At 72.9% G+C, this 26,572-nt stretch carries 19 protein-coding genes; 17 read left to right on the top strand and 2 right to left on the bottom strand.

From position 1 onward, the window contains the following. Positions 1–190 precede the first annotated feature (190 nt). The 11 genes from BLQ67_RS16325 (at position 191) to BLQ67_RS06445 (ending at position 14,813) form a co-directional block, all read left to right on the top strand. Positions 191–328 carry a hypothetical protein gene (locus BLQ67_RS16325; protein ID WP_157674700.1) on the top strand — a complete coding sequence of 46 codons (138 nt, stop codon included), beginning with the start codon at positions 191–193 and terminating at the stop codon, positions 326–328. Beyond that, complete coding sequence (locus BLQ67_RS06490; RefSeq protein WP_092503517.1) at positions 325–948, top strand: winged helix-turn-helix domain-containing protein; 624 nt, start codon at positions 325–327, stop codon at positions 946–948. Before BLQ67_RS16325 ends, BLQ67_RS06490 begins: the two co-directional genes overlap by 4 nt. 98 nt (positions 949–1,046) lie before the next feature. After that, positions 1,047–2,348: an MFS transporter gene (locus BLQ67_RS06485; protein WP_157674699.1), complete on the top strand. Its 1,302-nt coding sequence runs from the start codon at positions 1,047–1,049 to the stop codon at positions 2,346–2,348. Positions 2,349–2,472: 124 nt separating this feature from the next. Continuing rightward, complete coding sequence (locus tag BLQ67_RS06480) at positions 2,473–3,273, top strand: sulfite exporter TauE/SafE family protein (RefSeq protein ID WP_331711991.1); 801 nt, start codon at positions 2,473–2,475, stop codon at positions 3,271–3,273. A gap of 405 nt (positions 3,274–3,678) precedes the next feature. After that, a complete protein-coding gene (locus BLQ67_RS06475) occupies positions 3,679–5,490 on the top strand; it encodes a hypothetical protein (protein WP_092503511.1) in 1,812 nt (603 codons plus the stop codon). A 227-nt stretch (positions 5,491–5,717) separates the two neighbouring features. Beyond that, on the top strand, positions 5,718–6,920 hold the full coding sequence (locus tag BLQ67_RS06470) for a cobalamin-independent methionine synthase II family protein (protein WP_092503509.1): 1,203 nt from the start codon (positions 5,718–5,720) through the stop codon (positions 6,918–6,920). Between the two features lie 146 nt (positions 6,921–7,066). Next, on the top strand, positions 7,067–7,642 hold the full coding sequence (locus tag BLQ67_RS06465; RefSeq protein ID WP_092503506.1) for a putative glycolipid-binding domain-containing protein: 576 nt from the start codon (positions 7,067–7,069) through the stop codon (positions 7,640–7,642). Then, positions 7,639–8,631: an alpha/beta hydrolase gene (locus BLQ67_RS06460; RefSeq protein ID WP_092503504.1), complete on the top strand. Its 993-nt coding sequence runs from the start codon at positions 7,639–7,641 to the stop codon at positions 8,629–8,631. The genes BLQ67_RS06465 and BLQ67_RS06460 overlap by 4 nt, the downstream gene beginning before the upstream one ends. Positions 8,632–8,875: 244 nt before the next feature. Then, entirely contained in the window at positions 8,876–10,342 is a 1,467-nt protein-coding gene (locus tag BLQ67_RS06455) for an FAD-binding oxidoreductase (protein WP_092503502.1), read from the top strand. An 80-nt stretch (positions 10,343–10,422) separates the two neighbouring features. Beyond that, positions 10,423–11,232, top strand: a complete 810-nt coding sequence (locus BLQ67_RS06450) for an alpha/beta fold hydrolase (protein WP_092503500.1) — start codon at positions 10,423–10,425, stop codon at positions 11,230–11,232. Positions 11,233–11,381: 149 nt separating this feature from the next. Continuing rightward, on the top strand, positions 11,382–14,813 hold the full coding sequence (locus tag BLQ67_RS06445; protein ID WP_092503498.1) for a fibronectin type III domain-containing protein: 3,432 nt from the start codon (positions 11,382–11,384) through the stop codon (positions 14,811–14,813). Positions 14,814–14,887: 74 nt separating this feature from the next. Here the strand turns inward: BLQ67_RS06445 and BLQ67_RS06440 are convergent, their stop codons facing one another. Further along, positions 14,888–16,660, bottom strand: a complete 1,773-nt coding sequence (locus BLQ67_RS06440) for an SIS domain-containing protein (protein WP_172802259.1) — start codon at positions 16,658–16,660, stop codon at positions 14,888–14,890. A gap of 374 nt (positions 16,661–17,034) precedes the next feature. Between BLQ67_RS06440 and BLQ67_RS06435 the strand changes: the two genes are divergently transcribed. From BLQ67_RS06435 to BLQ67_RS06420, 4 genes are all read left to right on the top strand, one after another. Beyond that, complete coding sequence (locus BLQ67_RS06435) at positions 17,035–17,658, top strand: GAF and ANTAR domain-containing protein (RefSeq protein ID WP_157674698.1); 624 nt, start codon at positions 17,035–17,037, stop codon at positions 17,656–17,658. Next, positions 17,655–18,386, top strand: a complete 732-nt coding sequence (locus BLQ67_RS06430; protein WP_092503492.1) for a GAF and ANTAR domain-containing protein — start codon at positions 17,655–17,657, stop codon at positions 18,384–18,386. The genes BLQ67_RS06435 and BLQ67_RS06430 overlap by 4 nt, the downstream gene beginning before the upstream one ends. 53 nt (positions 18,387–18,439) lie before the next feature. After that, positions 18,440–19,141, top strand: a complete 702-nt coding sequence (locus tag BLQ67_RS06425) for a CPBP family intramembrane glutamic endopeptidase (RefSeq protein WP_157674697.1) — start codon at positions 18,440–18,442, stop codon at positions 19,139–19,141. 242 nt (positions 19,142–19,383) lie between these two features. Next, the gene (locus tag BLQ67_RS06420; protein WP_092503488.1) at positions 19,384–19,929 is read left to right on the top strand and encodes an NYN domain-containing protein; all 546 of its coding nucleotides are present in this window, start codon (positions 19,384–19,386) and stop codon (positions 19,927–19,929) included. A 48-nt stretch (positions 19,930–19,977) separates the two neighbouring features. On the opposite strand, the gene BLQ67_RS06415 is transcribed toward BLQ67_RS06420, so the two are convergent. Further along, positions 19,978–20,514, bottom strand: coding sequence for a hypothetical protein (locus BLQ67_RS06415; RefSeq protein WP_092503486.1), 537 nt, complete (start codon positions 20,512–20,514; stop codon positions 19,978–19,980). A 142-nt stretch (positions 20,515–20,656) separates the two neighbouring features. Between BLQ67_RS06415 and BLQ67_RS06410 the strand changes: the two genes are divergently transcribed. Then, positions 20,657–21,502, top strand: coding sequence for a Cof-type HAD-IIB family hydrolase (locus BLQ67_RS06410; protein ID WP_157674696.1), 846 nt, complete (start codon positions 20,657–20,659; stop codon positions 21,500–21,502). 174 nt (positions 21,503–21,676) lie between these two features. Continuing rightward, the gene (locus tag BLQ67_RS06405) at positions 21,677–26,347 is read left to right on the top strand and encodes a fibronectin type III domain-containing protein (RefSeq protein WP_092503482.1); all 4,671 of its coding nucleotides are present in this window, start codon (positions 21,677–21,679) and stop codon (positions 26,345–26,347) included. The last annotated feature ends 225 nt before the right edge of the window (positions 26,348–26,572 follow it).

Genomic DNA, 26,572 nt, shown 5'->3' with positions numbered 1-26,572 from the left:
CCAACCGCACTGCGGGAGTCCGCGACGAGATGGGGCTTGTGCGATGCCAAGACGCGATATATCGTGAATCGCACCACACGCGATATATCGCGAACGAGATTGCTTTGAAAGAAGTCTTGCGAAGCAACGGCTTTGAAAGTACTCTTTCAAGCACCACCTCATCCGAGGACCGCACGAGAAGGAGCAGATCATGCGACGCATCATCGACAGCATCCGCCCCGGCCGCGACGAGGAGATCCACCGCACCCGTCGCGCCGCGGCCACCGCCGAGCAGCGCCACGCGCAGGCACGCCAGACGGCGATCGCCACGCAGGGCATCCTGCGATGACGGCAGGCGAGCAGCCGACCCAGGAGCCGGCGGAGGTCGCACCCGGGACGTCCCTCGTCACGAGCGACCCTGCCGTGCTCCGTGCGCTCGCGCATCCGCTGCGCGTCGAGATCCTCGCGGTCCTCGACGACCTGCGCGAGGCGACGGCGACCGAGATCGCCGAGCGCGTGGGCGAGAGCCCGTCGAACTGCTCGTTCCACCTCCGCCAGCTCGAGAAGGCCGGCTACATCGAACGCGCACCGCAGCGCGGCACCGCCAAGCCCTGGCGCCCCAAGCACGTGCACCGCAACCTCGCCCCCGACGCCGACGACCCCGCCTCGGTGCGCTCGTCGGCCGCCCTCAGCGCCCTCTACGTGCAGCGCGAGGCCGCCCGCGTCGTCGACTACCTGCAGAGCGTCCCCGAGACGCCCGAGTGGACCGACGTCGTCACGATCAACCTGTCGTCGTTCTGGGCGACGCCCGACGAGATGCAGCAGCTCGCGACCAGCATCGCCCAGCTCACCGCGCACCTCCCCGGACGCGAGTCCGACCCGTCGAAGCGCCCGCCCGGCAGCCGGCGCGGCTACCTCTTCGCGACCCTCAACCCCGACCCGCGTACGCCTCCCACCCCCGAGGCCTGACGTCTCGATCGCCCGCGCGCGCCATGGGGCGTCGCGCCATCCCGTCGCGCCCGCGCGACCGCCCGACGCAGTGCCACGCCCTCCAGCCAGGAGCCACCATGAGCGACGCCACGCCCGACCCCGCACCGCCGACCCCGCCGGCATCCGTCACGACGACCGCGGCGCCCGCCTCGCCCTTCCGTCGCCCGGCGTTCCGCCGTCTCACGGTCGGCTGGGTCGCGACGAACCTCGGCGACAGCGCGCTGTACATCATGCTCGCGGTGTGGGTGCGGCAGCTCACGGGGTCGGATGCGGCGGGCGCGCTCGTGTTCCTGGCGCTCGGCGCCCCCACGCTGCTCGCGCCGTTCGTCGGCCACGTCGTCGACCGCGTCTCGCGCAGGCGCCTCCTCATCGGGGCGAACCTCGGCGGGGCGGCGCTCGTCGCATCCCTGCTGCTCGTGCAGGGCCCCGAGCAGGTGTGGCTCGTCTTCGTCGTCACGTTCGGCTACGGCCTCGTCGCCACCGTGACGGGCGCGGCGCAGTCGGGGCTGCTGCGCGACCTGCTGCCCGACGAGGAGCTCGCGTCGGCGAACGGCGCCTTCTCGTCGATCGACAACGCCATGCGCATCGTGAGCCCGCCGCTCGGCACCGTGCTCTACGTCGCCGTCGGCCCGGGCGCCGTCGCGCTGCTCACGACGGCGTGCTTCCTCGCGACGGCGTTCGTGCTCGCTCGCACGCGCATCGACGAGTCGCCCGCGGTGCTCGAGGACGCGCACGAGCCGTGGATCCGGCAGGTCACCGCGGGGTTCCGACAGCTGCTGTCGGAGCCGACGCTGCGCCTGCTCACGATCGTCATGACGCTCGCGTTCGCGGCGAACGGCCTGCTGAACGCGACGGTCTTCCCCTTCGTCGAGGTCGGCACGGGTGCTGGCCCCGAGGCGCTCGGCCCGTTGCAGGCCGTGCAGGGTGCGGGCGCCGTCGTCGGCGGCCTCACGGCTGCGGCGGTGCTGCGCCGCATCGGCGAGCGGCACCTCGTGGCGTGGGGGCTGGCGCTGCTGGGCGGCGGCCTCGTGGTCGGGCTCGCGTTCCTGGTCCTGCAGCCCGACGCGGCGTGGATGCGCTGGGGCGGCATGAGCCTCGCGCAGCTGCTCATCGGCTTCAGCGTGCCGTGGGCGATCGTGGGCGTCGTCACCTACCGGCAGCGCGTGACGCCGCCGCGGCTGCAGGGCCGCACGTCGGCGGCGCTCAACGCGGCGATCAACGTGCCGCAGCTCGGCTTCCTCGCGCTCGGCGCCGCACTGCTCGCGGTCATGGACTTCCGCATCCTCATCGCCATCTGCGCCGTCGCGATGGTCGCGGCCGGCATCGTGTGCGCCGCGGTGCGCCCGCGCGCGGAGCTGCCCGCATCCGCCCCCGCCTGATGGCGATTGGGCAGTAGATGCGCTCGAGTGGGCAGTAGATGTCGTCGACACGCCGTGGAGACAGCATCTACTGCCCAATCGACGACGGTGAGCGGCGGATGCGCGCGGTGCCAGGATGGTGAGGATGCCGCTCGAGACCCGCCCGCCCCGCCGCTACGTGGCGTTCGTCGCCATCGGCCTCGTCGCCGGCTTCATGTCGGGACTCTTCGGCGTCGGCGGCGGCATCGTGATCGTGCCGCTGCTGCTCGCGTTCGGCGGCCTCGAGCGCAAGCTCGCGAGCGGCACGAGCCTCGCGGCCATCGTGCCGACGAGCGCCGTCGGCGTCATCGCCTACGCCATCCCGGGCCACGTCGACATCCTCGCCGCCGCCCTGCTCGCCGCCGGCTCCGTCGTGGGCGCGCAGATCGGCGCGCTGCTGCTCTCGCGCCTCCCGACCTCCGTCGTGCGCATCATCTTCATGGTCTTCGCGCTCGCGGTCGCCGTGCAGCTGTTCCTCACGGTGCCCGAGCGCGGCGACGGCATCGAGCTGGACGGCTGGACCATCGCCGGCCTCGTCGCGGTCGGCCTCTTCACGGGCGTGCTCGCCGGCATCATCGGCATCGGTGGCGGCGTCGTGGTCGTGCCCGCGCTCATCCTGCTGTTCGAGTCGAGCGACCTCGTGGCCAAGGGCACGTCGATGCTCATGATGGTGCCGACCGCCATCTCGGGCACGATCGGCAACCTCGTGCGCAAGAACGTCGACCTCGTCGCCGCCGGCATCGTCGGGCTCGCCGCGTGCACGACGACCGCCCTCGGCGCGCTCGCCGCCGCAGCGCTCGACCCGCGTGCGGCGACCATCCTCTTCGCGATCTTCCTGCTGGCCGTGCTCGTGAAGACGGCGCTCGAGGCGTGGGGCGCCCGCAAGCCCAAGGGCGACGCGGCCTAGCTTCCGCGGCGCGGAGCGGATGCGGGGCACGGCTCCCTGCCACCTCGCACCCAGGCGGTGCATGCTCGCTGCATGGATGCGCGCGGCACGCCCCCGCAGAGGCCGCCCGGCGAGGGGTCGCCGTGGCCGCATCGTGCCGTGCAGCAGGGGATGCCGCCGCAGGGGCGACCGGGCATGCAGCCGCCGCCGCACGGTCAGCCTGGCGGCTGGCCCGGCCCGCAGCAGCCCCCTCCCTCGCCGGCGTACGGCGCACCGCAGCAGCATCCGCACCAGCAGCCGCACCAGCCACCACCGTCTCCCGCCTACGGGATGCCGACCGGCGCCATCCCCCAGCAGCGCCAGCCCCACCCCTCCGCCCCGCGCCCGCCACGGCGAGCATCCGACAGCCGCACCACGGTCTCCCGCGTGCTGCGCGCGTGGTGGGCCGGTCGCATCCGCCGCCTCGTGCCGCGCGGCGTGCCCTGGACGGCCGTCGCCTTCACCGTCGTGCTGCTCGCCGCGTGGGCCCTGTTCGCCGACATCCTGCTGACGCCTGGCGTCGTGCAGGAGTATCCGGGCGAGGCGCCGAGCCGCGCCTGGGGCCACGACTTCATCGGGTGGATCGCCTTGCAGGTCACGTTCGGGCTCGGCGCGGGGTCGACCGCGATGCTCATGCTGGTCAGCACGCCCAGGCTGCGATGGGTCGGCGTCGCCGTGACGGTCGCCTCGACGGCGATCACGCTGCATCTCGTGCTGTCCGGCCCCGGCCAGCCACTGCCGTTCGTCGCGGGCGTCGCGGCGAGCGGCGTCGTGTCCGCCGCGCTCGCCGTGCTCGCGGCGCTGCTGCCCGCGCCCCGCGTGCACCTCGCCGTCGGATCGGGCTTCGCGCTCGCGATCCAGTGGGGCGTCGTGACGTGGGCGGGCATCGTCGAGCCGGAGCCGTGGGTGTTCCTGCGCAGCTGGATCGACCTCGCGTTCCCCGTGCTGCTCGCCGTCGGCTTCCTCGCGATGCTCGCCGTCGCCGTGTACGCCCAGCAGATGCACGCTCGCGCCGATCGCATCGGCCGCCGCATCCTCGTGGCCTCCTGGGCGCCGATCGTCGCCGCAGCCATCGCGCTCGTGATCGTGCTCGTGCGGATGGGGCCGCTCGCCAGGCTCTTCGGCGAGTACGACGGCAACCTCTGGGGCTACGCGACGGTGTGGTCGTCGTGGCCGCACGCGATCGTCGCTGGAGGACTCGTGGTCTGGCTCGTCGCGCGGTCGAGCACGCGGCCGCTGCGGCCGCGCGGGCACGTGCTCACGATCCTCGTGCTCGCGGCGATGGCAGGCATCTCGCTGCTCGCCTTCGGCCTCGTGCACGTGCTCGGGATCGTGGCCCCGGACGGCGACTTCGTCGACCCCGTCTTCCAGTTCACGCTCACCTACGCGAACTTCCTCGCGCTCGCCTTCACGGCGGTGCTGCTCGTCCCGTTGCTCGTGCCGTGGTTCCGCAGGTCGACGGGACGCGTCGGCGCACTCGTCGCGATCGTCGTGGCGGTGCCGCTGCAGCTCTGGTTCATCATGACCATCGATCTGCGGCTGCCGTTCTCGCGCATCGCCGCAGCGCCGTCGCAGATCGTGCTCGTCATCCTCGTCGCCGTGCTCGTGCTCGCGACCTGGGGTGCGATCCGCGGGCGCGACGTCGTCGACCGGCACCTGCTGCTGCGCCTCGCGATCGTGCCGCTCGCGACCGCCCATGCCGGTCAGCTCCTGCCCGGGATCTGGAAGGACGACTTCGAGCAGGCCTCCATCGTCGTGCTGAGCCTCGTTGGTCTGCTGGTGCTCGGCGCGCCGCGCACAGGCACCAAGGAGGGCAACGCCCAGGCGATGGTGTCGCCGTTCGCGGCGCAGGTGCTCGTGCTGGGATCCGTGATCGTGGCGCGCACGATGGGCCAGCTGACCGACGACGAGACGACCACGATCGCCGTGCTGTACATGACCATCCCGATCGCGGCCGTGCTGTGCTGCCGCCTCGAGGACCCGTCGGACGGATGGACGCAGCGCGCGTCGACCGTCGACCTGCAGACGATGCGGCGCGCGCCGGGCCCGGTCGTCGCCGTGAGCGGCGGATGGGGCGGGTCGCCGACGGGACCGGTGCCGCAGCCGTGGGGCGGGCAGCCGGGGCCGGGACCGGCGGGACCGCCGCAGCAGCCGTGGCCGCCGCATCCGCCGCACTCGCCGCAGCCTCCTCGGCGCTGATCCTCGGCGGGATGTGCGCGAATCCAGCCTCTCGTGGCGCTGAGCGCCTCGAACCGCCGCTGACGCGCACATTCCACCGGCGCACCCGGGTGAGATGTGCACCCGAGCGGTCCGGCATCCCGCATGCAGCCCTGCCACCCCGCCCACATGCACAGCTCGCCCGCATCCGTGACGCCCCGCGTCGTCCCGCCTCGCGACCCCGACCGCACGCGACCTACCGTGGCGGCATGACCGCCCCCATCCAGACCACCACCGCAGGCAGCCTGCCGCGCACCGCCGCCCTCCTCGAGGCGAACCGGGCGCGCACGCTGTCCGACGACGGCTTCACGTTCCAGCCGAGCGGCGAGCACGAGGCGGCCGTCGCTGCAGCGGTCGCCGACGTCGTCGCGAAGCAGCGCGAGGCGGGCATCACGCTCGTCGGCGACGGCGAGTACGGGCACACGATGCGGGCGGCGATCGACTACGGCGCGTGGTGGACGTACTCGTTCCAGCGCTACTCGGGCCTCGAGCTCACCGACACCGACTTCTTCACGCCGACGCCCGTGCTGTCGAGCCCGGGCGACGTGCGCCTCACGGCGTTCCTCGACCGCCGCGACTTCACAGCGTTCGCCGAGGCGTACGCCGACCCGTCGGCAGGCATCGGCACGGGCGAGCAGGCGACGGCGTTCCCGACCACGACGAGCGCCATCGCGTTCACGGGCCAGGAGCAGGTGGCCGCCGACATCGCGAACCTCAAGGCCGCGCTGCAGCCGGGGGAGCAGGGGTTCCTGACGGCGATCTCGCCGGGCAGCGCCGCCCGCGTCGGCAACCAGCACTACGCGACCGACGAGGAGCACATCTTCGCGTGGGCGGATGCGGTGCGCGAGGAGTACACGGCCATCACCGACGCGGGGCTCGTCGTGCAGATCGACGACCCGTCGCTGGCCGAGAACTTCGACCAGATCCGCCCCGAGCCGAGCGTCGAGGACTACCAGCGCTTCACGCGCATCCGCATCGAGGCGCTCAACCACGCCATCCGCGACCTGCCGAAGGAGCTCGTGCGCCTGCACCTGTGCTGGGGCTCGTGGCACGGTCCGCACACGACGGACATCGAGCTGCGTCACATCCTCCCGGTCGTGCTCGACGCGAACGTGGGCTCGCTGTCGTTCGAGGCGGCGAACGTGCGCCACGAGCACGAGTGGACCGTGTGGGGCGAGCTGGGCGACGCCGTGCCCGACGACCTCGTGCTCGCGCCGGGCATCGTGAGCCACGCGACGAACGTGGTCGAGCATCCCGACCTCGTGGCGCAGCGCATCCAGCGATTCGTGGATGTCGTGGGCCGCGACCGGGTGGTCGCGTCGACCGACTGCGGCCTCGGCGGCCGCGTGCACCAGCAGATCGCGTGGGCGAAGCTCGCGTCGCTCGGCGAGGGCGCGCGCCGCGTGCGCTGACCCGCGTCGCTCGACGGCCCGCACGCCCTGCGCGTGCGGGCCGTCGTCGTGTGCCCCGAAGTCGCTCGTACCCCGCGCGCAAGGGGTGCACGCGTCCAGGTGGCGGGCGTACCGTCGCGCCTGGGGCCTGGCATGAGGAGGTCGGGATGCGCATGTACGCCTGGCAGCGATCCGACGAGTCGACGGGGCACAGCGTCGCGCGCGTCTCGGCGATCGACGGCGGCCGCCGGTACCAGGCCACCGAGGTGCTGGCGACGCCCGCGGCCGTGTCGTGCTCGTTCACGATCGACGTCACGAACGAGTCGCGCCCCGTGCGGGCGATCGTGCGCGCGTTCGCGACGTCGGGCTCGCGCGTCGTCGAGCTCACGACCGACGGCTGGCGCTGGACGGTCGACGGTCGCCACCGCCCCATCCTCGACGGCGTCACCGACGTCGACGTCGCCGCGACCCCGCTCACGAACACCATCCCCATCCGCCGCCTCGGCCATCTCGGCGTGGGGGAGGAGGCGGTGATGGCGGTCGCGTGGATCGACGTGCCGTCGCTCATCGTGCGCCGCGTGCAGCAGACGTACACGCGGCTCGAGCCAGTCGATGGCATGGATGCGTGGCGCTACGAGGACCGCGATCACGGCGGCTTCACGCTGCTCGTCGACGGCGACGGCGTGGTCGTCGACTACGAGGGCTTCGCCACGCGGGTGCTGCCGGTGCGGATGCCCGCGTGAGCGTGCGCTCGCTGGCGGTGCTCGGCTTTGGCGCGGCCGTGGGAGGTGCGGTCGCGCGTCGCGTCGCGGCGGCGGGTCAGGTCGATCCGCAGTACCGGTCGGCGGCGCTGCTGCTGCCCGACGTGCAGCTCGTGCGGCCGATGGCGGCGCTCTTCCGCCGTGTGCGGCCTCGGCCGACGGCGATCGCCGACGGCGTCGTCGCGACCGATCGGCTCGTGCGGGCGCGGGATGGGCGCGGGATCCGCGTCTGGGTCTACGAGGCCGCGACGGATGGCGCTCCGGTGCCCGCCGTGCTGCACGTGCACGGCGGCGGCTACGTCATGGGCGATCCGGTCGCGTCGCACGCCCGGTGCTCGGCGATCGCGGCCGAGCTGGGCGTGCGCGTGGTGAGCGTCGACTACCGGCTCGCGCCCGAGCATCCGTTCCCGGCGGCGATCGACGACTGCGTCGACGTGCTGGCGTGGATGCACGCGTCGGCCGACGCGGAGGGCGTGGATGCGGCGCGCATCGCCGTCGTCGGCGACTCGGCCGGCGGCGGGCTCGGGGCGTGCACCGCCCAGGCGGGCTTCGACCTCGGGTTGCCGGTGGCGTTCCAGGCGCTCGTCTACCCGATGCTCGACGACCGCACGAGGCGCCGCGTCGACGACCGCGGCCGCTATGCGTGGCCGGCGTCGTCGAATCGCTTCGCGTGGGATGCGTACCTCGCGGGCGCGCCGGGCACCTCGCCGTACGCGGCGGCCGCGCGTCGGGCCGACCTCGCCGGGCTGCCGCCCGCATGGATCGGCGTCGGCTCGCTCGACCTGCTGCACGCCGAAGACCTCGCCTACGCGTCGCGGCTGCGCGCCGCGGGCGTGCCCGTGGAGGTCGTCGAGGTGCCCGGCGCCTACCACGCGTTCGAGACGCTCCGGCCGGATGCGCCGGGCTCGCAGACGTTCGAGCACCTGCTGCGCGAGGCGCTGCGGGCCGGCCTCGGCCTCGGCGCCTCCTGACCGCATCCGTCCTGCGTTCTGCAGGCGATTCCGCCTCTCGAGGGAACATTCCCCTCAAGACCCCGAATCGCCTGCAATACGCAACGACGGCAGGCGAGCTGGTTGCGTTCTGCAGGCGATCAGGGGTGGCAGAGGGGTATCTTCCCTCCGCCCACCCGAATCGCCTGCGATGCGCAACGAGCGCATCCGGCGGACCGCCGAGACCCCGGGCGTAGTGTCGAAGGACGCGCGAGGAGGGGTGGACATGGCGGTCGTCGACGAGCTGCGGATGCGGTTGCGAGCAGAGCAGGTGGTGACCGACGACGCGACCCGCGAGGCGTACGCGCACGACGACGCCGAGTGGGCGCCGTACGCGCCGCCCGCCGCGGTCGTCTTCGCGGAGTCGCTCGACGACGTCGTCGCGACGGTCGAGGTCGCGAACGCCACGGGCACGCCGATCGTGCCGCGCGGCGCGGGCACGGGCCTGTCCGGCGGCGCGAACGCGATCGCGGGCTGCATCCTGCTGAGCCTCGAGCGCATGACGCGCATCGTCGAGGTCGACGTCGACGAGCGGTTCGCCGTCGTCGAGGCGGGCGTGCTCAACGACGACCTGCGCCGCCACGTCGCGACCCACGGCCTCTGGTACCCGCCGGACCCGGCGAGCCAGGCCATCTCGACGATCGGCGGCAACGTCGCGACGAACGCCGGCGGCATCTGCTGCGTGAAGTACGGCGTCACGACCGACTACGTGCTGGGCCTCACGGTCGTGCTCGCCGACGGCCGCGTCGCGCGCATCGGCCGCGCGACGGCGAAGGGCGTCACGGGCTACGACCTCACGTCGCTCATCGTCGGCAGCGAGGGCACGCTCGCGATCGTCGTCGAGGCACGGGTGAAGCTGCTGCCGCTCGCCGGGCGCGAGGATCGCGTCGTCGTGGGCACGTTCTCGGCGCTGTCGGATGCGGGGCTCGCGGTCGCGTCGATCGCGCGCGACGGCATCGTGCCGGCCGCGCTCGAGCTCGTCGACCGCACGTGCCTCGCCGCCGTGAACGCGTGGCAGGGCCTCGGCATCCCCGACGACGCGGCCGCGATGCTGCTCGTGCGGGTGGATGAGGTGGGCCAGGCAGGCGAGGAGCTCGCCGAGCGCGTCGCCGCCCACCTGGCCGCCGCGAACGCATCCGGCATCGAGCGCGCCTCCGACCCCGACGAGATCGACCGCCTCTTCCAGGCGCGGCGGCTCGCGTACCCGGCGCTCGAGCGGCTCGGGCCCGTGCTGACCGAGGACATCTGCGTGCCGCGCATGCAGGTGCCGGCGATGCTCGCGCGCATCGAGGCGATCGCGGCGGAGGCCGACGTGACGATCGCGAACATCGCGCACGCGGGCGACGGCAACCTGCATCCGCTCATCGTGGTCGCGGCCGACGACGCGGATGCGCGCGCCCGCGCGAAGGTGGCGTTCGATCGCATCGTCGACGAGTGCCAGGACCTCGGCGGCACCGCCACGGGCGAGCACGGCGTCGGCTTGCTGAAGCTGCCGGCCGCGGCGGCCGAGATCACGGGCGTCGAGCTCGACCTGCACGTCGCCGTGAAGCACGCCTTCGACCCGCACGGCCTGCTGAACCCCGGCAAGGCGTTCCCGTCGGCGGGCCTCACGGGTGGCATCGGCCAAGTGATCGACCTCTCCGGCTCGCACGCGTCGCCGGCCGCGCCGGCCCACCCCAAGACTGGGCATTAGATGTCGTCGATCGGCCCGTTTCACGACATCAAGTGCCCACTCGTGAGCATCAAGTGCCCAGTCCAGACGAGGAGGAGCGCATGACGAGCGTCATCACCGCCGACGACGGGTACCGCATCCACGTCGCCGAGCACGGAGACCCGACCGGCAGGCCCGTCGTGCTGCTCGCCGGGTTCAAGGCACCCGCGACCACGTGGCGGCATCAGGTGCGCTCGTTGGTGGATGCGGGATGCCGCGTGCTCGCGGTCGACGTGCGCGGGCACGGGGAGGCCGAGCCGATCGGCCGCGGCGTCACGATGGCGCGCCGCGCGGACGACGTGGCCGCGGTGCTCGAGCAGCTCGACGTGCAGGGTGCGACGCTCGTCGGCGGCTCGATGGGCGGCAACACCATCTGGGCGTACGTCGAGCGGCACGGCACCGACCGCATCCGCGCGATCGCGATCGTCGACCAGACGCCGCGCATGCTGAACGACGCGGAGTGGCCGCACGGCTACTACGGCTACGAGACCGCCAACCGCGACACGTTCTTCGCCGAGGGCATCCCGCCGACCGGCGTGGGTACGCCGATCTGGCGGCGAGGGATGCGGCTCGTGCGCCTCGTGCGCGCGATGGGGACGCCCGGCCGCAGCGAGCTGACGCCCGGCGAGCTCGACGTGCTCGGCGACCACGCCCGCGCCGACTGGCGTCCGACGATCGCGCGCACGGAGGTGCCGGTGCTGTTCGTCGCCGGTGCCGAGAGCGAGCTCTGGCCTGCGACGCACGCGGCCGCGGCGGCCGCGCTCGCGCCGCGCGGGGAATCGGCGGTCATCCTGCAGGCCGGCCACGCGACGAACATGGAGCAGCCTGCGGCCTTCGACCGCGGCCTGCTGGAGTGGCTCGCGCGCACCTGAGGCGCCGAACCAACGGTCGCGCGGAGACGGCACGCAGTCGACGTGGCGACGAACATTCCTGCGCGCCGCGTGACAATTCCTCAGACTACGGATAGGTTGAGCCAGATTCACTTCTCCGCGACATCGCGTCGCTCGATCGAAGGTGACCGATGGCCACTGCGCACGTCGTCCCGTTCCACTCGCTCCGTCGAACGCTCCGAGCCTCGCTGGCGCTCGCGACCGCCGCAGCGGCCGCGCTCGCCGGCGTGCTCGTCGCGCCGGCGACGGCTGCGCAGGCCGCATCGGTCGTCGATCAGGCGAACGAGCTCGTGGTCGGCCAGGGGCACCCGCTCCGGTTCGGGGAGTGGCAGACGTTCACGGCAGGCGTTTCGGGTCGCCTGACAGCGGTCGACGTGCACGTGACGAACGCTGCCGGGCAGCTGGTCGACGTCTCGGTGCAGAGTGCCACGGGCGACACCTACGCGTTTGGCGGCGCTGTCGCCCCGGGTGACGGCTGGCTCTCGATCGCGCTGAGCGACACCCTCAGCGTCGTCGAGGACCACGTCTACACCATCAGGGTCTCCTCGCCGGGGGTCTCCCCGTACGTCTCCGTCAACATGGACCAGTACTCGCGCGGCGCGCTCGTGCAGGCGCCTCCCGGCATCGACCTGCTCTTCCGCACCCATGTCGAGCCGGCCGGTCCGCCCGCGACCCCCGTCACGTTCGCGGGCCAGCCGTCGACCCTCACGGTAGGCACCCGCGTCGACTTCCAGTACGAGGTGCAGGGCACCGCGCCCATCGACGTGTCGTGGAGCAACCAGATGCCGCCAGGCCTCTCGCTCTCGAGCAGCGGCCTGCTGTCGGGCACGCCGACGCAGGCCGGCACCTTCACCCTCGACCTCGTCGGCGCGAACGCGGCAGGCACCGTCGGACACCGGTCGACGATCACGGTCGATCCCGCGCCGGTCGCTCCGACCATCTCGGGCGCACCCACGACGACGCTCGACGTCGGCGTGGAGGCGTCACCCTTCCAGTACACGATCGCCGGCGTTCCGACTCCGACGGTCACGACGACAGGCACGGTCCCGCCCGGCATGACCGTGTCGAGCGCCGGCGTGCTCGCCGGCACGCCCACGGCCGCCGGCACCTTCTCGTTCCGCGTCACGGCCACGAACGCGACCGGCAGCGCATCCGTCGACTCGACCGTCGTCGTGCGACGTGCCGCGCAGGGAACGATCGACGCGCCGGTCGAGGGTGGCACGGGGGTCTACTTCGTGGGCGGTGTGATCGCACGGTACGTCGCGAGCCGCGACGGCGTCATCGACGCTCTCGCCGTGCACGTCGCCGCCAGCAGCTCGACGGCGGGCCAGCCCTACCGGATCGAGCTGCGCGATGCGTCTGGCGTCCAGCTCGACGTCGCGCGCTTCCCCGTCACGAGCACCGGATGGGTGACCGTGCTCCTCGACGGAGGGGTCGTGGCCCGGGCTGGCCAGCAGTACTCGTTCTACCTCCTCAGCGACGGAGGCGACTACGCGCAGTTCACCTTCACGACCACGCCCGGATTCACGTTCGACCACCGCGTCTACCTCGACTCGGCCCGCACGGCACCCGTCGTCGCCGACCCGCAGCAGCTCTCCGTCGGCACCGCCGTGTCGCAGGCGCTCGTCTCGGGCAACCCAGCCCCGACCGTGACCGTGACCGGGGCGCTGCCCGCGGGCGTCACCATCGACGCGACCGGCCTGCTCAGCGGCACGCCGACGGCGTCGGGATCCTTCCCGGTCACGCTCACCGCATCCAACGGCATCGGCGCCACCGTGGTGCGCAACGTCACCATCCAGGTGCGCGAGACGCGACCGGCGGCGCCGACGGGTGTCGTCCTCGAGCCCGTCGGGCCCGGCCAGATGCTCGTGCACTGGGAGCCGCCGACCGACCAGGGCGACTCGTCGGTGACCAGCAACGTCGTGCAGTACCGCGAGCGCGGAACGGAGGTGTGGACCGACGTGGACGCGAGCCTCGTCTACTCCCGCGCCAGCTCGCTCTCGGGGCTCACGCCGCTCGTCGAGTACGAGGTGCGCGTCGCCGCCGTGAACGCGCAGGGCACGGGTCCGTGGAGCGTCATCGCGACGGGCGCGGCCCAGGGGCAGGCTGCTGCGCCGACCGTGGCCGCGGTCTCGCCGATCTCGCAGGGCGCGATCGTGCGCATCATGACCGGCGACCTCGTCGGCGGATCCTTCATCTCGCACCGCTTCGAGACACGCGTCGCCGACTCCGGCGACGCGTGGACGGTCGCCAACGTCTCCTCCTCCATGGCCGGCTACTCCGTCAGCGGTCTCGAGAACGGCGTCGTGTACGAGCTGCAGGTCAGCACCGTCACCACGGCGGGCATCGGCGTGCCGTCGGCCCCCGTGCTGCTCGCGCCCCGCACCGTGCCCGACGCCGTCACCGGTCTGCAGGCCATCGCCAGCGATGGCACCCTCTCGGCGTCGTGGACCGCGCCGGAGTGGAACGGTGGCGCGGCGATCACCGAGTACGTCGTCGAGCACAGCACGGGTGGTGGCGCGTGGAGCACCGCCGGTGTGCAGGTCGACGTCGAGGCCGCGACCGCGACGATCACGGGCCTCGAGAACGGCGCCGCCGTCGACGTGCGCGTGTCGGCGCGGAACGTCGCCGGCACGGGCGCCTCGGTGACGACGTCGGGCACGCCCTTCGCGCCCGCATCCGCCCCCACCGAGCTGTCGGTCGGTGCGTTCGACCGCAGCGTCGGGCTCTTCTGGCAGCCGCCGACGTCGAACGGCGGTGCGCCGGTGCTGGGCTACGTCGTCGAGCACCGCGTCGCCGGTGGCGACTGGTCGTCGGATGGCGTGACGGTGACCGCGACGTCGGCGCAGATCGAGGGGCTCGCGAACGGCGTGCCGATCGAGATCCGCGTCGCGGCGTTCAACGGCGCGCTCGGTGCGTACGCGACCTTCTCGACGACGCCGTTCGTGCTCACGCCGACCGTCACGTCGGCGGGCGGCGCGCTCGACGGCTCGACCGTGCGTCCCGGCACCACGATCGAGATCGTCGCGACCGACCTGCCGGTCGGTGCGCTGGCGAGCGTGTACCTGCGCCTGGCGGGCTCGATGACGCCTGCGTCGCTCGTCTCGTCGCGCTTCGCGGCGCCGACCGCGCTCGACGCCGGTGCGGCGCTGCCCATCGAGGGCATCCTGGTCGGCGAGGGCGTGGTGGATGCCGACGGCGTGCTGTCGCTGACCGCGACCCTGCCCGCCGACGTCGCGCCCGGCGACTACGAGCTCGCGGTGTACCTCACCGACGGCACGGGCTCGCGCTCGCCGTTCGTGACGGCGTTCGCGATCGAGGCGTCGCCGGTCGTGCCCGAGCCCGAGGCGCCGGTCGTGCCCGAGCCGGAGGCGCCGGTCGTGCCGCAGGTGCCTGTGGCTCCGGTGGTCGCACCGGCGCCCGTCGTCGCGCCCGCTGCCGCACCGGCCGTCGGTGCGCTGCCGCGCACGGGCGTCGACGTCGCTACGCCATTGCTCGCGCTCGCGATGCTGCTGACGGCGGCGGGTGCGCTGCTCGTGCGGCGCCGGGGCGCGCGCGCCTGACGATCCGGGCGTTCGTCGACGCCCACCGCGCCGGCCGATCCCGCTCGGCCGGCGTGGCGCGCGCACCGGCGTCGTCACCCGGCCGGCGGGCCGGCGACCCCCAGCTCGCGCCCGAGCTCTCTCGCGAAGAGCTGCATGGGCACGATCGCCTCGATCGGCCCCCACGGCGTCGCATCCCACGGCACGCCCCGGCCGTTGCGCCCCCGACGCACGGCGACGCCGATGTCGGCACGGCGTCCGCCGATCCGCAGCACGCGAGCGCCACTCGCGACCAGGTAGGCGATCGCGTCGTCGACGTCATCCGTGCCGGAGTCGACGACGAACGCGCCCATCGACGCATCGACGACGCGCGACCTCGAGCCCAGCAGGTCGCTCGCGGGATGGTGGTGCGCCCACCGTGCCGCGAGCTGCTGCAGCTGCAGCGCACCCTCGGCGGCGTACGGCAGGCCGCTGCCCGTGCCGACCACGAGGAACGACGAGTGGTCTCGCAGCTCCTCGACCAGCGCCGTGACCTCCCTCGTCGAGCCCGCGATCGCATCGTGCAGGCGCGACGGCGTCTCGTGCAGCATCGCGGCATGCGCTGCCGCGGAGGCTCGGTCGAGGCGACCGGATGCGACGAGTGCCGACAGGGCGACCGCGACCCCCGTGATCGCCTGGCCGACGAAGGTCGCCGCGGCCGCGCCGACCTCGGGCGGGGCGAGCCAGTCGAGCGCCGCATCCGCGACGCGCGAGAGCGGGGAGTGGTGCGCGTGCGCGAGCACGAGCAGCTGCAGGCCCCGTGCGGAGGGCGCGTCGACCGCACGGCGCAGCGTCGACGAGTCGTCGGACCCGCCCAGCCCCACGAGCAGCGTTCCGGGCTCGAGGGAGGCCGTCGCGACGTCGGCCGGTCGCATCCACCTCGTCGGCACGCCTCCGAGGTCGGAGAGCACGGCCGCAGCGACGCGACCCGCGTGCAGGGCGGAGCCCGAGCCGACGAACGCGACGCGGTCGAGTGGTCGCAGCGGGAGGGCGCGCCACAGCGACCCGTCCGCCACGCTCGACCCGATGGCCTCGAGCACGCGAGCGGCCGCGCGCGGCTGGTCCTCGATCTCGTCACGATGCCGATCGTCGCCGACGTCGTGACCACGCAGCTGCGGCTGGATCGCGACCAGCGGAGGGGCGGCGCGTTCGCGCCCGAGACGCAGCCAGCGCACGGCACCGGTCGCGATCGACACCACGTCGCCGCGGGCGAGCAGCCGAACGCTGCTGCAGTGCGGGGCGAGGGAGGCTGCGTGGCTCGCGAGCAGCATGTCGTCGTCGCGCTCGCCGAGCATGAGCGGCGAGCCGGCGGCGCTCGCCGCGACCTCACCGGTCTCGCCATCGAGGGCGACGATCGACCATGCCCCGTCGAGCGACGGCACGGTCGCGGCGAGGGCGAGCGCCACCGAGCCGGCGTGCTCGAGAGCTTCCTCGAGCAGGTGCGCGACGACCTCCGCGGCATCGTCCGACAGGAACGCGTGACCGTCGGCCAGCAGGCCGGCGCGGAGGCTCGCGGCGTTCGAGATCGTGCCGTCCTGCACGACGTGCAGTCGCTCCGTGCAGTCGACGAGCGGCTGCACGTCGCGACGTCGCGCGCGCGCTCGCGTGCCGCATCCGACGTGTGCGATGCCGATGCGTGCGTCGTCGCCGGCGCGAAAGTCGGCCGGATGGAGGACGGTCGAGCCGATGACTCGCGTCATCGCCACGTCCCCGCGTGCGGACCAGACTGCGATCCCGGTGGCGTCGTGGTCGTCGCCGAGCCTCGCGAGTCCGCCGAGCAGCATCGGTGCGGCCTCCGTCGTGCCGACGTACGCCGAGAGCGGGCTCACGGATCCGCCCTCGGCGACCGACGATCCGCGCTCGCATCGTCGCGGCTCCGCCACGATGGAGGCATCAGCCGATCGCGTCGCGATGCCACCATGGAAGCCCCCGATCCGACGGGCGGGGCTTCGATGCGAACCGAGACCCCGCCGAGCATGCGGCCACGGGGTCCGGGTGGCGACGCGGCCCAGCATGCGCCCGGCTCGTGCGGAAGTCAATGGGCGTGCCTCGACTCTCAGCCCGCGCGCAGGCGACCGAGGGCGTAGGCTGACGTCAGCGATCCACGTCGGAACCGGTTCGGCCCTGCATCGTGCAGGAAGGCGCGCCGATGTCCAGTGCAGCAGGGGGTCCTCGGCATCTGAGCGCCGCGTTCGTCGCATCGATGGGTCTCGACGGCGCGGCCATCACGACGTTCGCCTCCGGTCCCGGTGCCGAGACGATGGACGCCTCCGACGCGGTCTCGGCAGGGATCGACGAGCTGCAGCTCGATCTCGGCATCGGACCCGGCTGGGATGCCGATGCGCGGCAGACGTCGGTGCTCGTGCCCGATCTCGCGCAGGACGAGCGGTGGCCCGCGCTCCGCGACGGGTGCCTCGCGCTCGGCTCGGGGGCGCTCTTCGCCTTCCCGCTGGCGTTCGGCGGCATGCGCATCGGCGCCGTGACGACCTACGCGGTCGTACCGCGGACCCTCGACGCCGACCAGGTCGCTCGGCTCGCCGAGCGCTCGCGATCGGCGTCGATGCTGCTGCTGCTCGACACGGTGCGCGAGGCCGAGCGCGAGACGAGCCAGAATCCGCGCTCGCGTCGCACCGTGCACCAGGCGACCGGCATGGTGCTGGCGCGCTTCGGGCTCACCCCGCCCGATGCGCTGGCGCTGCTGCAGGCGCATGCCTTCTCGGTGGGCTCGTCGGTCACCCAGGTGGCCGCGGATATCGTGGAGGGAAGGTCGCGACTCCTCGATCCTGAGCCTCCCGCGACCGAAGAGATCGGTGGGGAGCTGCGATGAATGCGACCACACGCGAGCGCGAGCTGCTCGAGACGTTCGTTGCCCTGTCGGACACGCTCGTCGTCGACTACGACGTCGTGGAGCTCATGCAGCTGCTCGTCGACCGCAGCGCCGCGCTGTTCGACGCCGTGTCGGCCGGGGTGCTGCTGTCGGACGCCGACGGTCGGGTCGAGGTGCTCGCGTCGACGGATGAGCGTGCGAAGCTCGTCGAGCTCATGCAGCTCGACGAGGGTGCGGGACCGTGCCTGGAAGCGCTTGCCACGGGCGAGACCGTCGCGGTGACCGATGTGCGGACGGTGCGCGACGAATGGGCCGGGTTTCGTGACCAGGCGCTGTCGCTCGGCATCCATGCGGCGTGCGCGGTGCCGATGCGTCTGCGCGGCCAGACGATCGGCGCCCTCAACCTCTTCCGGGCGCGGCCCGGCGAGTTCGACGCCGAGGACCTCGCGGTCGTGCGCGCCTTCGCCGACGTGGCGACGATCGGCGTGCTGCAGCAGTGGGCGCTCGTCGAGAGCGACCTCGTGCGGTCGCAGCTCTCGCATGCACTCGACAGCCGAGTCGTGATCGAGCAGGCGAAGGGCGTGCTGGCATTCCGTCACGGCGTCGACGTCGATGCGGCATTCGCGCTGCTGCGCGCGCAGGCACGTCGCACGCGGGCACCGATCACCGAGGTGGCGCGTCGCGTCGTGGCGGGCGACGAGTCCATCGACGCGCCCACGCACGCCTGAGGGTGGCGCCCCCGCTTGACCCTGCCCCGAGGGCACGGTGTCGAGTGGATGCCATGAGCGACACGCCTCTCGCCCCCACCCCTTCGATCCAGCGCCCCGGCATCGTCGAGCTGCTCGCCGGCGCCGTCGCCTTCGCGATCGGCATGGCCGCCACCGTGTGGCTGTTCTCCACGTTCGAGTTCGAGCCCGCCATCGCCGGCCTCGTGCAGTACGCGCTCTCGGGCTCGCTGGGACTCCTCGGCTTCGCGGCCGCGTGGATCGTGCGCATCCGCCGACTGGACGTGCTCGGAGTGCGCCGCGTCTCGGGCCGTTGGCTCGCGATCGGCGCCGCCTCCGGGCTCGGCACCTTCGCGCTCGGCCTGCTGACGAGCCTCGTGCTGAGCCTCTTCCTGCCCGCCCCCGAGAACATCCAGTCCGACTACCAGTCGGCCGCCGCGGGCGGTGCGGCCGCCTTCGCCGCGACGCTGCTGCTCGGCGCGGTGCTGACGCCGCTGGGCGAGGAGGCGTTCTTCCGCGGCGTCGTCGCGAACGCCCTCGGCCGCTTCTCGGCGTGGATCTCCGTGCCGGTGAGCGCTGCGATCTTCGCGGTCGTGCACGGCATCAACGCCGTCTTCCTCACCGCCTTCATCGTCGGCATCGCCACCGCGCTGCTCTTCCGCCGCACCGGATCCATCTGGCCCGGCGTGCTCACGCACCTCGTGCACAACACGCTGGCGATCCTCTTCCCCCTCGTCGTGACGGCCCTGCTCGGCTGACGCCCTCGCCGCCGTCTGCGTTCTGCAGGCGATCCGGGGTGGCAGAGGGGTATCTTCCCTCGGCCCACCCTGATCGCCTGCGAAACGCAAACCGCCACCCCGTCTGGATGCGTTTCGCAGGCGATTCCGCCTCTCGAGGGGAATCTTCCCTCCAGACCCGGAATCGCCTGCAATACGCGATCGACCGGCCACTGGGCACCGACGTGCAGCCTCGCCCGCCGCGGGCGCAGTACGGTCGAGCCATGACCGAGCGCACCACGTACCTCCTCGTCGACGGCGAGAACATCGACGCGACGCTCGGCCAGTCGGTGCTCGGTCGCCGTCCCGAGCCGCACGAGCGGCCGCGCTGGAACGTGCTGCTCGACTTCGCCGAGCAGGAGTGGCAGCAGGACGCGAAGGGTCTCTTCTTCCTCGCCGTGCAGGAGACGCTGCCGATGTCGTTCGTGCAGGCGCTGCTCGCGATGGGCTACACGCCCGTGCCGCTGCAGGGCGAGGGCAAGGTCGTCGACATCGCCATCCAACGCACGGCGGATGCGCTGCGCCACCGCGCCGCCGACGTGATGCTCGTGAGCCACGACAGCGACTTCGCCCCGCAGATGGAGGCGCTGGCCGACGGCTCGCGCCGCGTCGGCATCGTCGGCTTCGCGGAGTTCATGGCGTCGAGCCTGCGCGCCGTGCCGGGCGTCGAGTCGTTCGACCTCGAGTATGACGTCGCCGCGTTCAAGAGCCGCCTGCCGCGCGTGCGCGTCATCCCGATCGACGAGTTCGACCCGATGCAGTTCCTCTAGAGAGTTGAGGGTTTCGGCCCGATGTGATGTCATTTCGGGCCGAAACCCTCAACGCTGCGGCGGACACTCGGACTCGAGCGTGGGCTCGAGCGCCTGCCAGGTCGCGAGCGGCAGGTCGCCCGGCCGATGCTCGTACCGCATCACCATCGGCAGCGGGTCCGCGTCGCCACCCTCGCTGGTCTGGCCGAGTGCATCCTCGTAGCGCACGGTCGTGATGTCGACGCAGAGCAGCACCTCGAACGCCGGCAGGGACTGCGAGCGCAGGGTGGCGGCCGTCGCCGTCGCTGGCGCCACGAGCCGTTGCCCGTTCGAGAGCAGCATCAGCTCGATCGAGGAGTCGAACGCCGCGATCTCGGGCGTCGCGAGCTCCTCGAGCAAGGCGGTCGACTCGACGCCTATCGTCGCGACGTCGATCGTGCCGACCATGGCATCGCCGTATGCGGCGTGATGGTCGAGCGCGAGCGCCTCGAGCTGCTCGTTCGTCGGCTCGAGTGGCGGCGGCTGCGCGACGCAGCCGCCCAGGGCGACGGCGGCGACCAGCGCGGCGGCGAGCGCGAGACGGCGGCGGGGTGCGGTGGCGATCATGCGCGGCACCGTACGCACGCGCTCTCCACAGGCTGCATCCGCATCCACAGCCCCGCCGATTCGCTGCCGTTCACCTGCGAGTGGTGGGATGGATGCGGTGGGCCGAGCCCGCCGCATCCCGCTCCCGAGCCGAGAGGCATCCATGCCGCACGCATCCGGCGCCCGCGTCGTCTTCCTCGACGTCGACGGCACGATCATGGACCACACGGCGCGCATCGCCGAGTCCACGGTCGAGGCGGTGCGGCGCGCACGGGCGAACGGCCACACGGTGCTGCTCGCCACGGGGCGCGCGCCGGGCGAGGTGCCCGAGCACGTCGCGGCGATCGGCTTCGACGGCGCGATCACGGCCGGCGGCGGCTACGCGGCGATCGGCGACGAGCAGGTGCTCGAGCGCACGATGGATGCCGAGCTCACGGCCCGCATGGTCGCGGTGTTCGAGGATGCGGGCGTCGACTACTACCTGCAGGCGTACGACGGCGTGTACCCGACCGAGCACGTGCACCTGCGCTACGCCGACTACCTGCGCGAGCACGCGGGGGAGACGTTCGACGGCATCGAGCCGCACGAGCATCCGCGGGTCCGCCCGCTCGTGCAGACGGAGCCGCTGCCGCTCGACGGCATCGCGAAGGCGATGTTCATCGGCGAGGACCTCGGCCTCTTCGCCCGCATCTCGCAGGCGCTCGGCACCGACTTCCACGTCATCACCGGCACGATGCCGCACCTCGGCTCGGCGTCGGGCGAGGTCTCGCGCGCCGGCGTCACGAAGGGCGCGGCGATCGAGCACGTGCTGCCGCTGCTCGGCTTCACGGCTGACGAGGCGATCGGCATCGGCGACTCGTCGAACGACGTCGAGATGTTCGACGTCGTCGGCGTGGGCATCGCGATGGCGGATGCGGTCGTCGAGGTGCGCGATCGGGCGTCGGAGTCGACGACGGGCGTGCTCGACGACGGCATCTGGAACGCGTTCGTGCGGCACGGGCTCGTCTGACCGAACGATCTGCCGCGTGATCGCGGCCGCGCGCGGGGAGTACCCCGAGCGATGCGTTCGGGAGACACCGCGTCTCTTCCCTCGGCGTGTCGAGCCATCCTCACCCTATGCTGAGCCTGATTCACTTCTCCGCCGACGGCTTCCGCTCGCGTCGCACGAGCCGAAGGCACTCCGATGGCCGCAGCATCCGTCGTCCGTCCGCACCGTCTCCTCCGCGCCATCGTCGCGGTCGCGGCCGTCGCCACCACCGCGCTCGCGGGCGTGCTCGTCGCGCCCGCGGCACCGGCGCAAGCCGCGAGCGTCGTCGACCAGCGCTTCGTGGCGAGCTCCGGCGACACGTTCCACTTCCTCGAGCCGGGCGCGAGCTTCGACCAGCAGATCGCGGCCGGCATCACGGGTACGCTCGACCGGATCGCGATCCAACTGGACTTCGGCACGGCGTCGCTCGGGGTCCAGGTGTTCGGCAACGGCGTCACGAGCTCGGGAAGCGGTGCGGGCGCTGGAGCGTCGGCTGTCGGCGTCACCCTCTCAAGAATGGAGGTGACGGCCGGGGCCACGTACACGCTGCGCATCACGAACACCGGCAGCAGTCGGGCCAGACTGCCGATCGACATGGGCTATCCGGGCGACGGCTTCGGCGGCAGCGCGTTCTCGGTCGGCTTCACGACCTATGTCACGTCCAGCGCCGTCGCCCCGACGATCTCGGGCGACCCGTCGTCGCTCGCCTACTTCGCCGGCCGCGCAGCGCCCGCCTTCTCGTACGCCATCGCGGGCACGCCAACGCCCACGGTCACCGCGACAGGCGTCCCGACCGGCATGCAGGTGACCGCCGCAGGTGTGCTCGAGGGCACGCCGACGCAGCTCGGCACGCACACGTTCACCGTGACGGCGACGAGCGATGCTGGCAGCGCCTCCGTCTCCTCGACCATCACGGTGCGCGACGTGCTGCCGGATGCGCCCACCGACCTGCGGGCGGCCCCCTTCTCGCCGGCGCACACCATCCGCATCTCGTGGAACCCGCCGGCATCGACGGGCGCCGACCCCATCGACCACTACGTCGTCACGTACGGCGGCGTCGGTCGCATGACGTACGTGACTTCCTTCGACGCGCCGCTCAGCGCCTTCCCGGTCGGCACGGTGCGCCCGATCTCCGTCGTCGCCGTGACCGCATCGGGCTCGAGCCTGCCGGCTGCCATCGAGTTCGCCGGCGTCGGCTACCCGGGGGCGCCGACCGCGTTCGCTGCGACGCAGACTGCTGTCCAGGACGGATACGCGACCGCCCTTACGTGGAGCACGCCAACCGTGACCCGGGGGCTCCCCGTCAACGGCTACCGGCTGCAGTGGCGCGCAGCCGGCCAGGCGAACTGGTCGACGCACAGCGCCACCGCACTCGAGGCGTCCACGACCGGCGTGACACTGAACCACGCGACCTCCGGCACGTACGAGTACCGCCTCGCGGCGACCAACGCGCTCGGCATCGGCGACTGGGCCCCCGCGACCGTGGTCATGCAGCCGCGACCGGCGTCCTTCGCGCTCGACCACGAGGTGCTCGCGAACGGCGACGCGGTGGTGCGCTGGACGGCGCCCGGACCCGGCGACCCTGCCGTCGACTCGTACCTCGTGCAGACCTCCACCGATGCCTCCACGTGGACGACGCCGACCTACCTCACGGTCTCGGGCACCGAGGCGACCATCGCGGGCCTGCGTGGCAACACCAGCACGTACGTCCGCGTGGTCGCCACCAACGCGATCGGCTCCACGGCGTCGGTGGTGCGCCAGGTGTTCCTGCCGATGAGCGCGCCGATGGCGCCACGCGACGTGCAGGCGACGCTCGTCGCTGGCCAGTTCCAGCTCGCCTGGCAGCCGCCGCTGAACGACGGCGGCGACCCGATTCGGAGCTACACCGTGCAGCGAAGGGTCGCCGGAGGGGACTGGGTCACGCAGGCGGTGAACGTCCAGTCGACGACGTTCGCGCCCGTCGTTTCCCTCGGCGTTCCGGTCGAGTTCCGTGTTGCCGCGAGCAACGCTCTCGGCACTGGCACGTGGAGCAGCAGCACGCCCGCGCAGATCGCGATCGCCGTGCCCTCGATCCCGGCGGCACCGACGACGCAGTCGCGTCCCGGCGGCGTCCTGGTCACGTGGACTCCTCCGCTCGCCACCGCGGCACAACCCGTCGACCGGCTGATCGTCGAAATGCGCCGCGGCGCCGGTGACGTCTGGGTGGCGGTGGATGCGGTGTACGAGGGCAGCTCGGTGCTGATCGAGGGGCTCGAGCCCGGGGTCGTTCACGAGTTCCGCCTCGTGGCGAGCAACGCCGCCGGCAGCAGGCTGAGCGGGGTGCGGACGGGCAGCGCGCTGCGTACGCCGTCCGCGCCGATCTCGCCGAGACTCGTGCCATTCGATTCGGGGGTGGCCGTGCTCTGGAACCCGCCGACGTCGAGCTACGGCTCCCCCGTCACCGGCTACGTCGTCGAGCGTCTCGTCGACGGGGAGTGGACGCTGTTCGCAGGCCCGACCCCCTTCAGGGAGGCGACGATCGAAGGCCTCACCGTGGGCGAGCAGGTGCAGGTGCGCATCGTCGCGATCAGCGCTGCCGGTCGCGGCACACCGACTGCAACGCTGACCACGACAGTCCCGACGGTGCCCAGCGCCCCGCGCGACGTCGTCGCGACGCCGGGTGCAGGTTCGGTGACGTTCGCATGGACCGCACCGGCGTCCGATGGTGGACTTCCCGTCACGAGCTATTCGGTCGAGCGGCGGGGCGAGTTCGGCTGGACGCAGCTCGCGTCCTCGCAGAGCACGTCGGCCGTCGTTCAGAACCTCACCGATGGCGTGCCGTACGACTTCCGCGTGATCGCGGTCTCGCGAGCAGGAGTGTCGGTGTCCTCCGACATCATCAGGGTGACGCCGCGGCGAGCGCCGGACGCTCCCTCCGCCTTCACGGTCGAGGGAACCGACAGTGCGATCGTGGCGTCGTGGACGGCGCCCGCGTTCGACGGTGGTGCGGCGGTCGACGGCTACGTCGTCGAGCGTCTCGTCGACGGCGACTGGGTCGCCGTCACCGACCGAGTCCTCGGTGCGTCGGTCGTGCTCGGCGACCTGACGAACGGCACGGCGTACGAGCACCGCGTCGTCGCGGTGAACGTCGCGGGTTCGAGCCAGCCGAGCGCATCCGCCTCTGCGACGCCGTTCCGCGCCCCGGATGCGCCGGTGGACCTCGCGGTCGTGCCCGGCGACGGGTCGGCGACGCTCACGTGGGCGGAGCCGGCATCGAATGGCGGCGCGGCGATCAGCGGCTACGCGATCGAGCGACTCGACGGTGCCGAGTGGGTCGCGACGGATGCCGAGGTCGAGGGGCTGTCGGCTGTGGTCTCCGGGCTCACGAATGGCGTCGAGGCGACGCTGCGGGTCGTCGCGGTGAACGCGGCCGGGCCCGGCTCGGGCTCCGCGCCGATCGCGGTCACGGCGCGCACCGTGGCCGATGCGCCGACCGAGCTCGTCGCCGTGCGCGGCGACGCGTCGGCATCACTCTCGTGGAGCGCGCCCGCCTTCCACGGCGGCGCGGCCATCGACGGGTACGTGGTCGAGCAGCGCGTCGGCGAGGGCGACTGGGTCGAGGCGGATGCCGACGTCACGGGTGCGACCGCGGTCGTCTCGTCGCTCGCGAACGGCACGGCCTACGAGGTGCGGGTCGCGGCGGTGAACGTCGCCGGCGTCGGCGCGTGGAGCGTGCTCGCCGAGGTCACGCCGTCGACGGTCGCGGATGCGCCGACCGCGCTCGAGGCGGAGCGAGGCGACGCGTCCCTCGCGCTGTCGTGGGTGGCACCGAGTGGCAACGGCGGTGCGGCCGTCACGGGCTACGTCGTCGAGCAGCGCGTCGGCGACGGCGACTGGGCGGCCGCCGACGCAGAGATCGGCGGCACCACGGCGATCGTGTCTGGCCTCACGAACGGCACGACGTACGCAGTGCGCGTGCTCGCCGTGAACGTCGCCGGTCAGAGCGCGTGGAGCGAGTCCGCGTCGGCGACGCCGTCGACGGTCGCCGGCGCGCCGACCGATCTCGAGGCGATCCCGACGGACGGCGCCGTGGTGCTGACGTTCGCAGCGCCCGTCGAGACGGGCGGCTCGGCGCCTGATGCGTTCGCCATCGAGCAGCGCGTCGATGGCGAGTGGGTCAGCGCATCCGACACCGATGGCACCGAGGCGATCGTCACCGGGCTCGCGAACGGCACGCCCGTGGACCTCCGCGTCGCGGCGCTCAACGCCGCCGGCCGCGGCCCGTGGAGCGAGCCCGTCACCACGACGCCGTTCCTGCTCTCGCCGTCGGTGCTCGCGCCGAGCGGTGGCGCGCTCGCGGGCGCCGTCGTGCACCCGGGCGACGAGATCCCCGTGCGGGTCGACGGCCTGCCCGTCGGTGCCGAGCTCATCGTCGAGATGCACTCGACGCCCGTCGAGCTCGCCCGCGGCATCGTCGGCGACGACGGCTCGATCGCCCTCACGGCGACGATCCCGGCCGACGCCGAGCTGGGCGCGCACGACCTCGTACTGTGGCTCGAGGGCACGGGCGGATACGTGGAGCCGGTCGTCGTGCCGTTCACGGTCGAGCCGACGCCGGTGGTCGCGCCGACGCCCATCGTGACGCCGACCCCGGCCGTGGTGGCGCCGACGCCGGTCGCCGCACCCGCCGCTGCGATGCAGCCGGCTGCGTCGGCCGGCGGGGCGCTGCCTCGCACGGGCGTGGACGCGCTGCTGCCCATGCTGCTGCTGTCGCTCGCCCTCCTGGGTGCGGGCGCGGCGGTGCGGCGCGCGGGTGCGCACCCGGTGGCGGCGCGCCGCCGGCGCTGACGCGCTGCTCGCAGCGGCGGTCGACCCTCGGGTCGGCCGCCGCTGCTGTTCGTCGCGCGGAGTGCTCCTCAGCTGGTCCCCATGTGCATATCGCAGACGCCAGCGCTCTCACGAGCACTCCGCGCGACACGAGGTGACGCTCACAGCGACTTCATCCGCATATCGCACACGAACCCGCGCTGAGCGTCACCTCGTGCCCGCATCCCGCCCCGAACACGAACGCGG

Source organism: Agrococcus jejuensis (assembly GCF_900099705.1).
Classification (GTDB): domain Bacteria; phylum Actinomycetota; class Actinomycetes; order Actinomycetales; family Microbacteriaceae; genus Agrococcus; species Agrococcus jejuensis.
This window is presented reverse-complemented; position numbering and strand designations above follow the sequence as displayed.

Coding starts and splice junctions, on each gene's coding strand:
- BLQ67_RS06405 (WP_092503482.1), top strand. CDS start 21,677: ATGGCCGCAGCATCCGTCGTCCGTCCGCACCGTCTCCTCCGCGCCATC.
- BLQ67_RS06490 (WP_092503517.1), top strand. CDS start 325: ATGACGGCAGGCGAGCAGCCGACCCAGGAGCCGGCGGAGGTCGCACCC.
- BLQ67_RS06450 (WP_092503500.1), top strand. CDS start 10,423: ATGACGAGCGTCATCACCGCCGACGACGGGTACCGCATCCACGTCGCC.
- BLQ67_RS06480 (WP_331711991.1), top strand. CDS start 2,473: ATGCCGCTCGAGACCCGCCCGCCCCGCCGCTACGTGGCGTTCGTCGCC.
- BLQ67_RS06410 (WP_157674696.1), top strand. CDS start 20,657: ATGCCGCACGCATCCGGCGCCCGCGTCGTCTTCCTCGACGTCGACGGC.
- BLQ67_RS06455 (WP_092503502.1), top strand. CDS start 8,876: ATGGCGGTCGTCGACGAGCTGCGGATGCGGTTGCGAGCAGAGCAGGTG.
- BLQ67_RS06470 (WP_092503509.1), top strand. CDS start 5,718: ATGACCGCCCCCATCCAGACCACCACCGCAGGCAGCCTGCCGCGCACC.
- BLQ67_RS06445 (WP_092503498.1), top strand. CDS start 11,382: ATGGCCACTGCGCACGTCGTCCCGTTCCACTCGCTCCGTCGAACGCTC.
- BLQ67_RS06465 (WP_092503506.1), top strand. CDS start 7,067: ATGCGCATGTACGCCTGGCAGCGATCCGACGAGTCGACGGGGCACAGC.
- BLQ67_RS06485 (WP_157674699.1), top strand. CDS start 1,047: ATGAGCGACGCCACGCCCGACCCCGCACCGCCGACCCCGCCGGCATCC.
- BLQ67_RS06430 (WP_092503492.1), top strand. CDS start 17,655: ATGAATGCGACCACACGCGAGCGCGAGCTGCTCGAGACGTTCGTTGCC.
- BLQ67_RS16325 (WP_157674700.1), top strand. CDS start 191: ATGCGACGCATCATCGACAGCATCCGCCCCGGCCGCGACGAGGAGATC.
- BLQ67_RS06425 (WP_157674697.1), top strand. CDS start 18,440: ATGAGCGACACGCCTCTCGCCCCCACCCCTTCGATCCAGCGCCCCGGC.
- BLQ67_RS06415 (WP_092503486.1), bottom strand. CDS start 20,514: ATGATCGCCACCGCACCCCGCCGCCGTCTCGCGCTCGCCGCCGCGCTG.
- BLQ67_RS06420 (WP_092503488.1), top strand. CDS start 19,384: ATGACCGAGCGCACCACGTACCTCCTCGTCGACGGCGAGAACATCGAC.
- BLQ67_RS06435 (WP_157674698.1), top strand. CDS start 17,035: ATGGGTCTCGACGGCGCGGCCATCACGACGTTCGCCTCCGGTCCCGGT.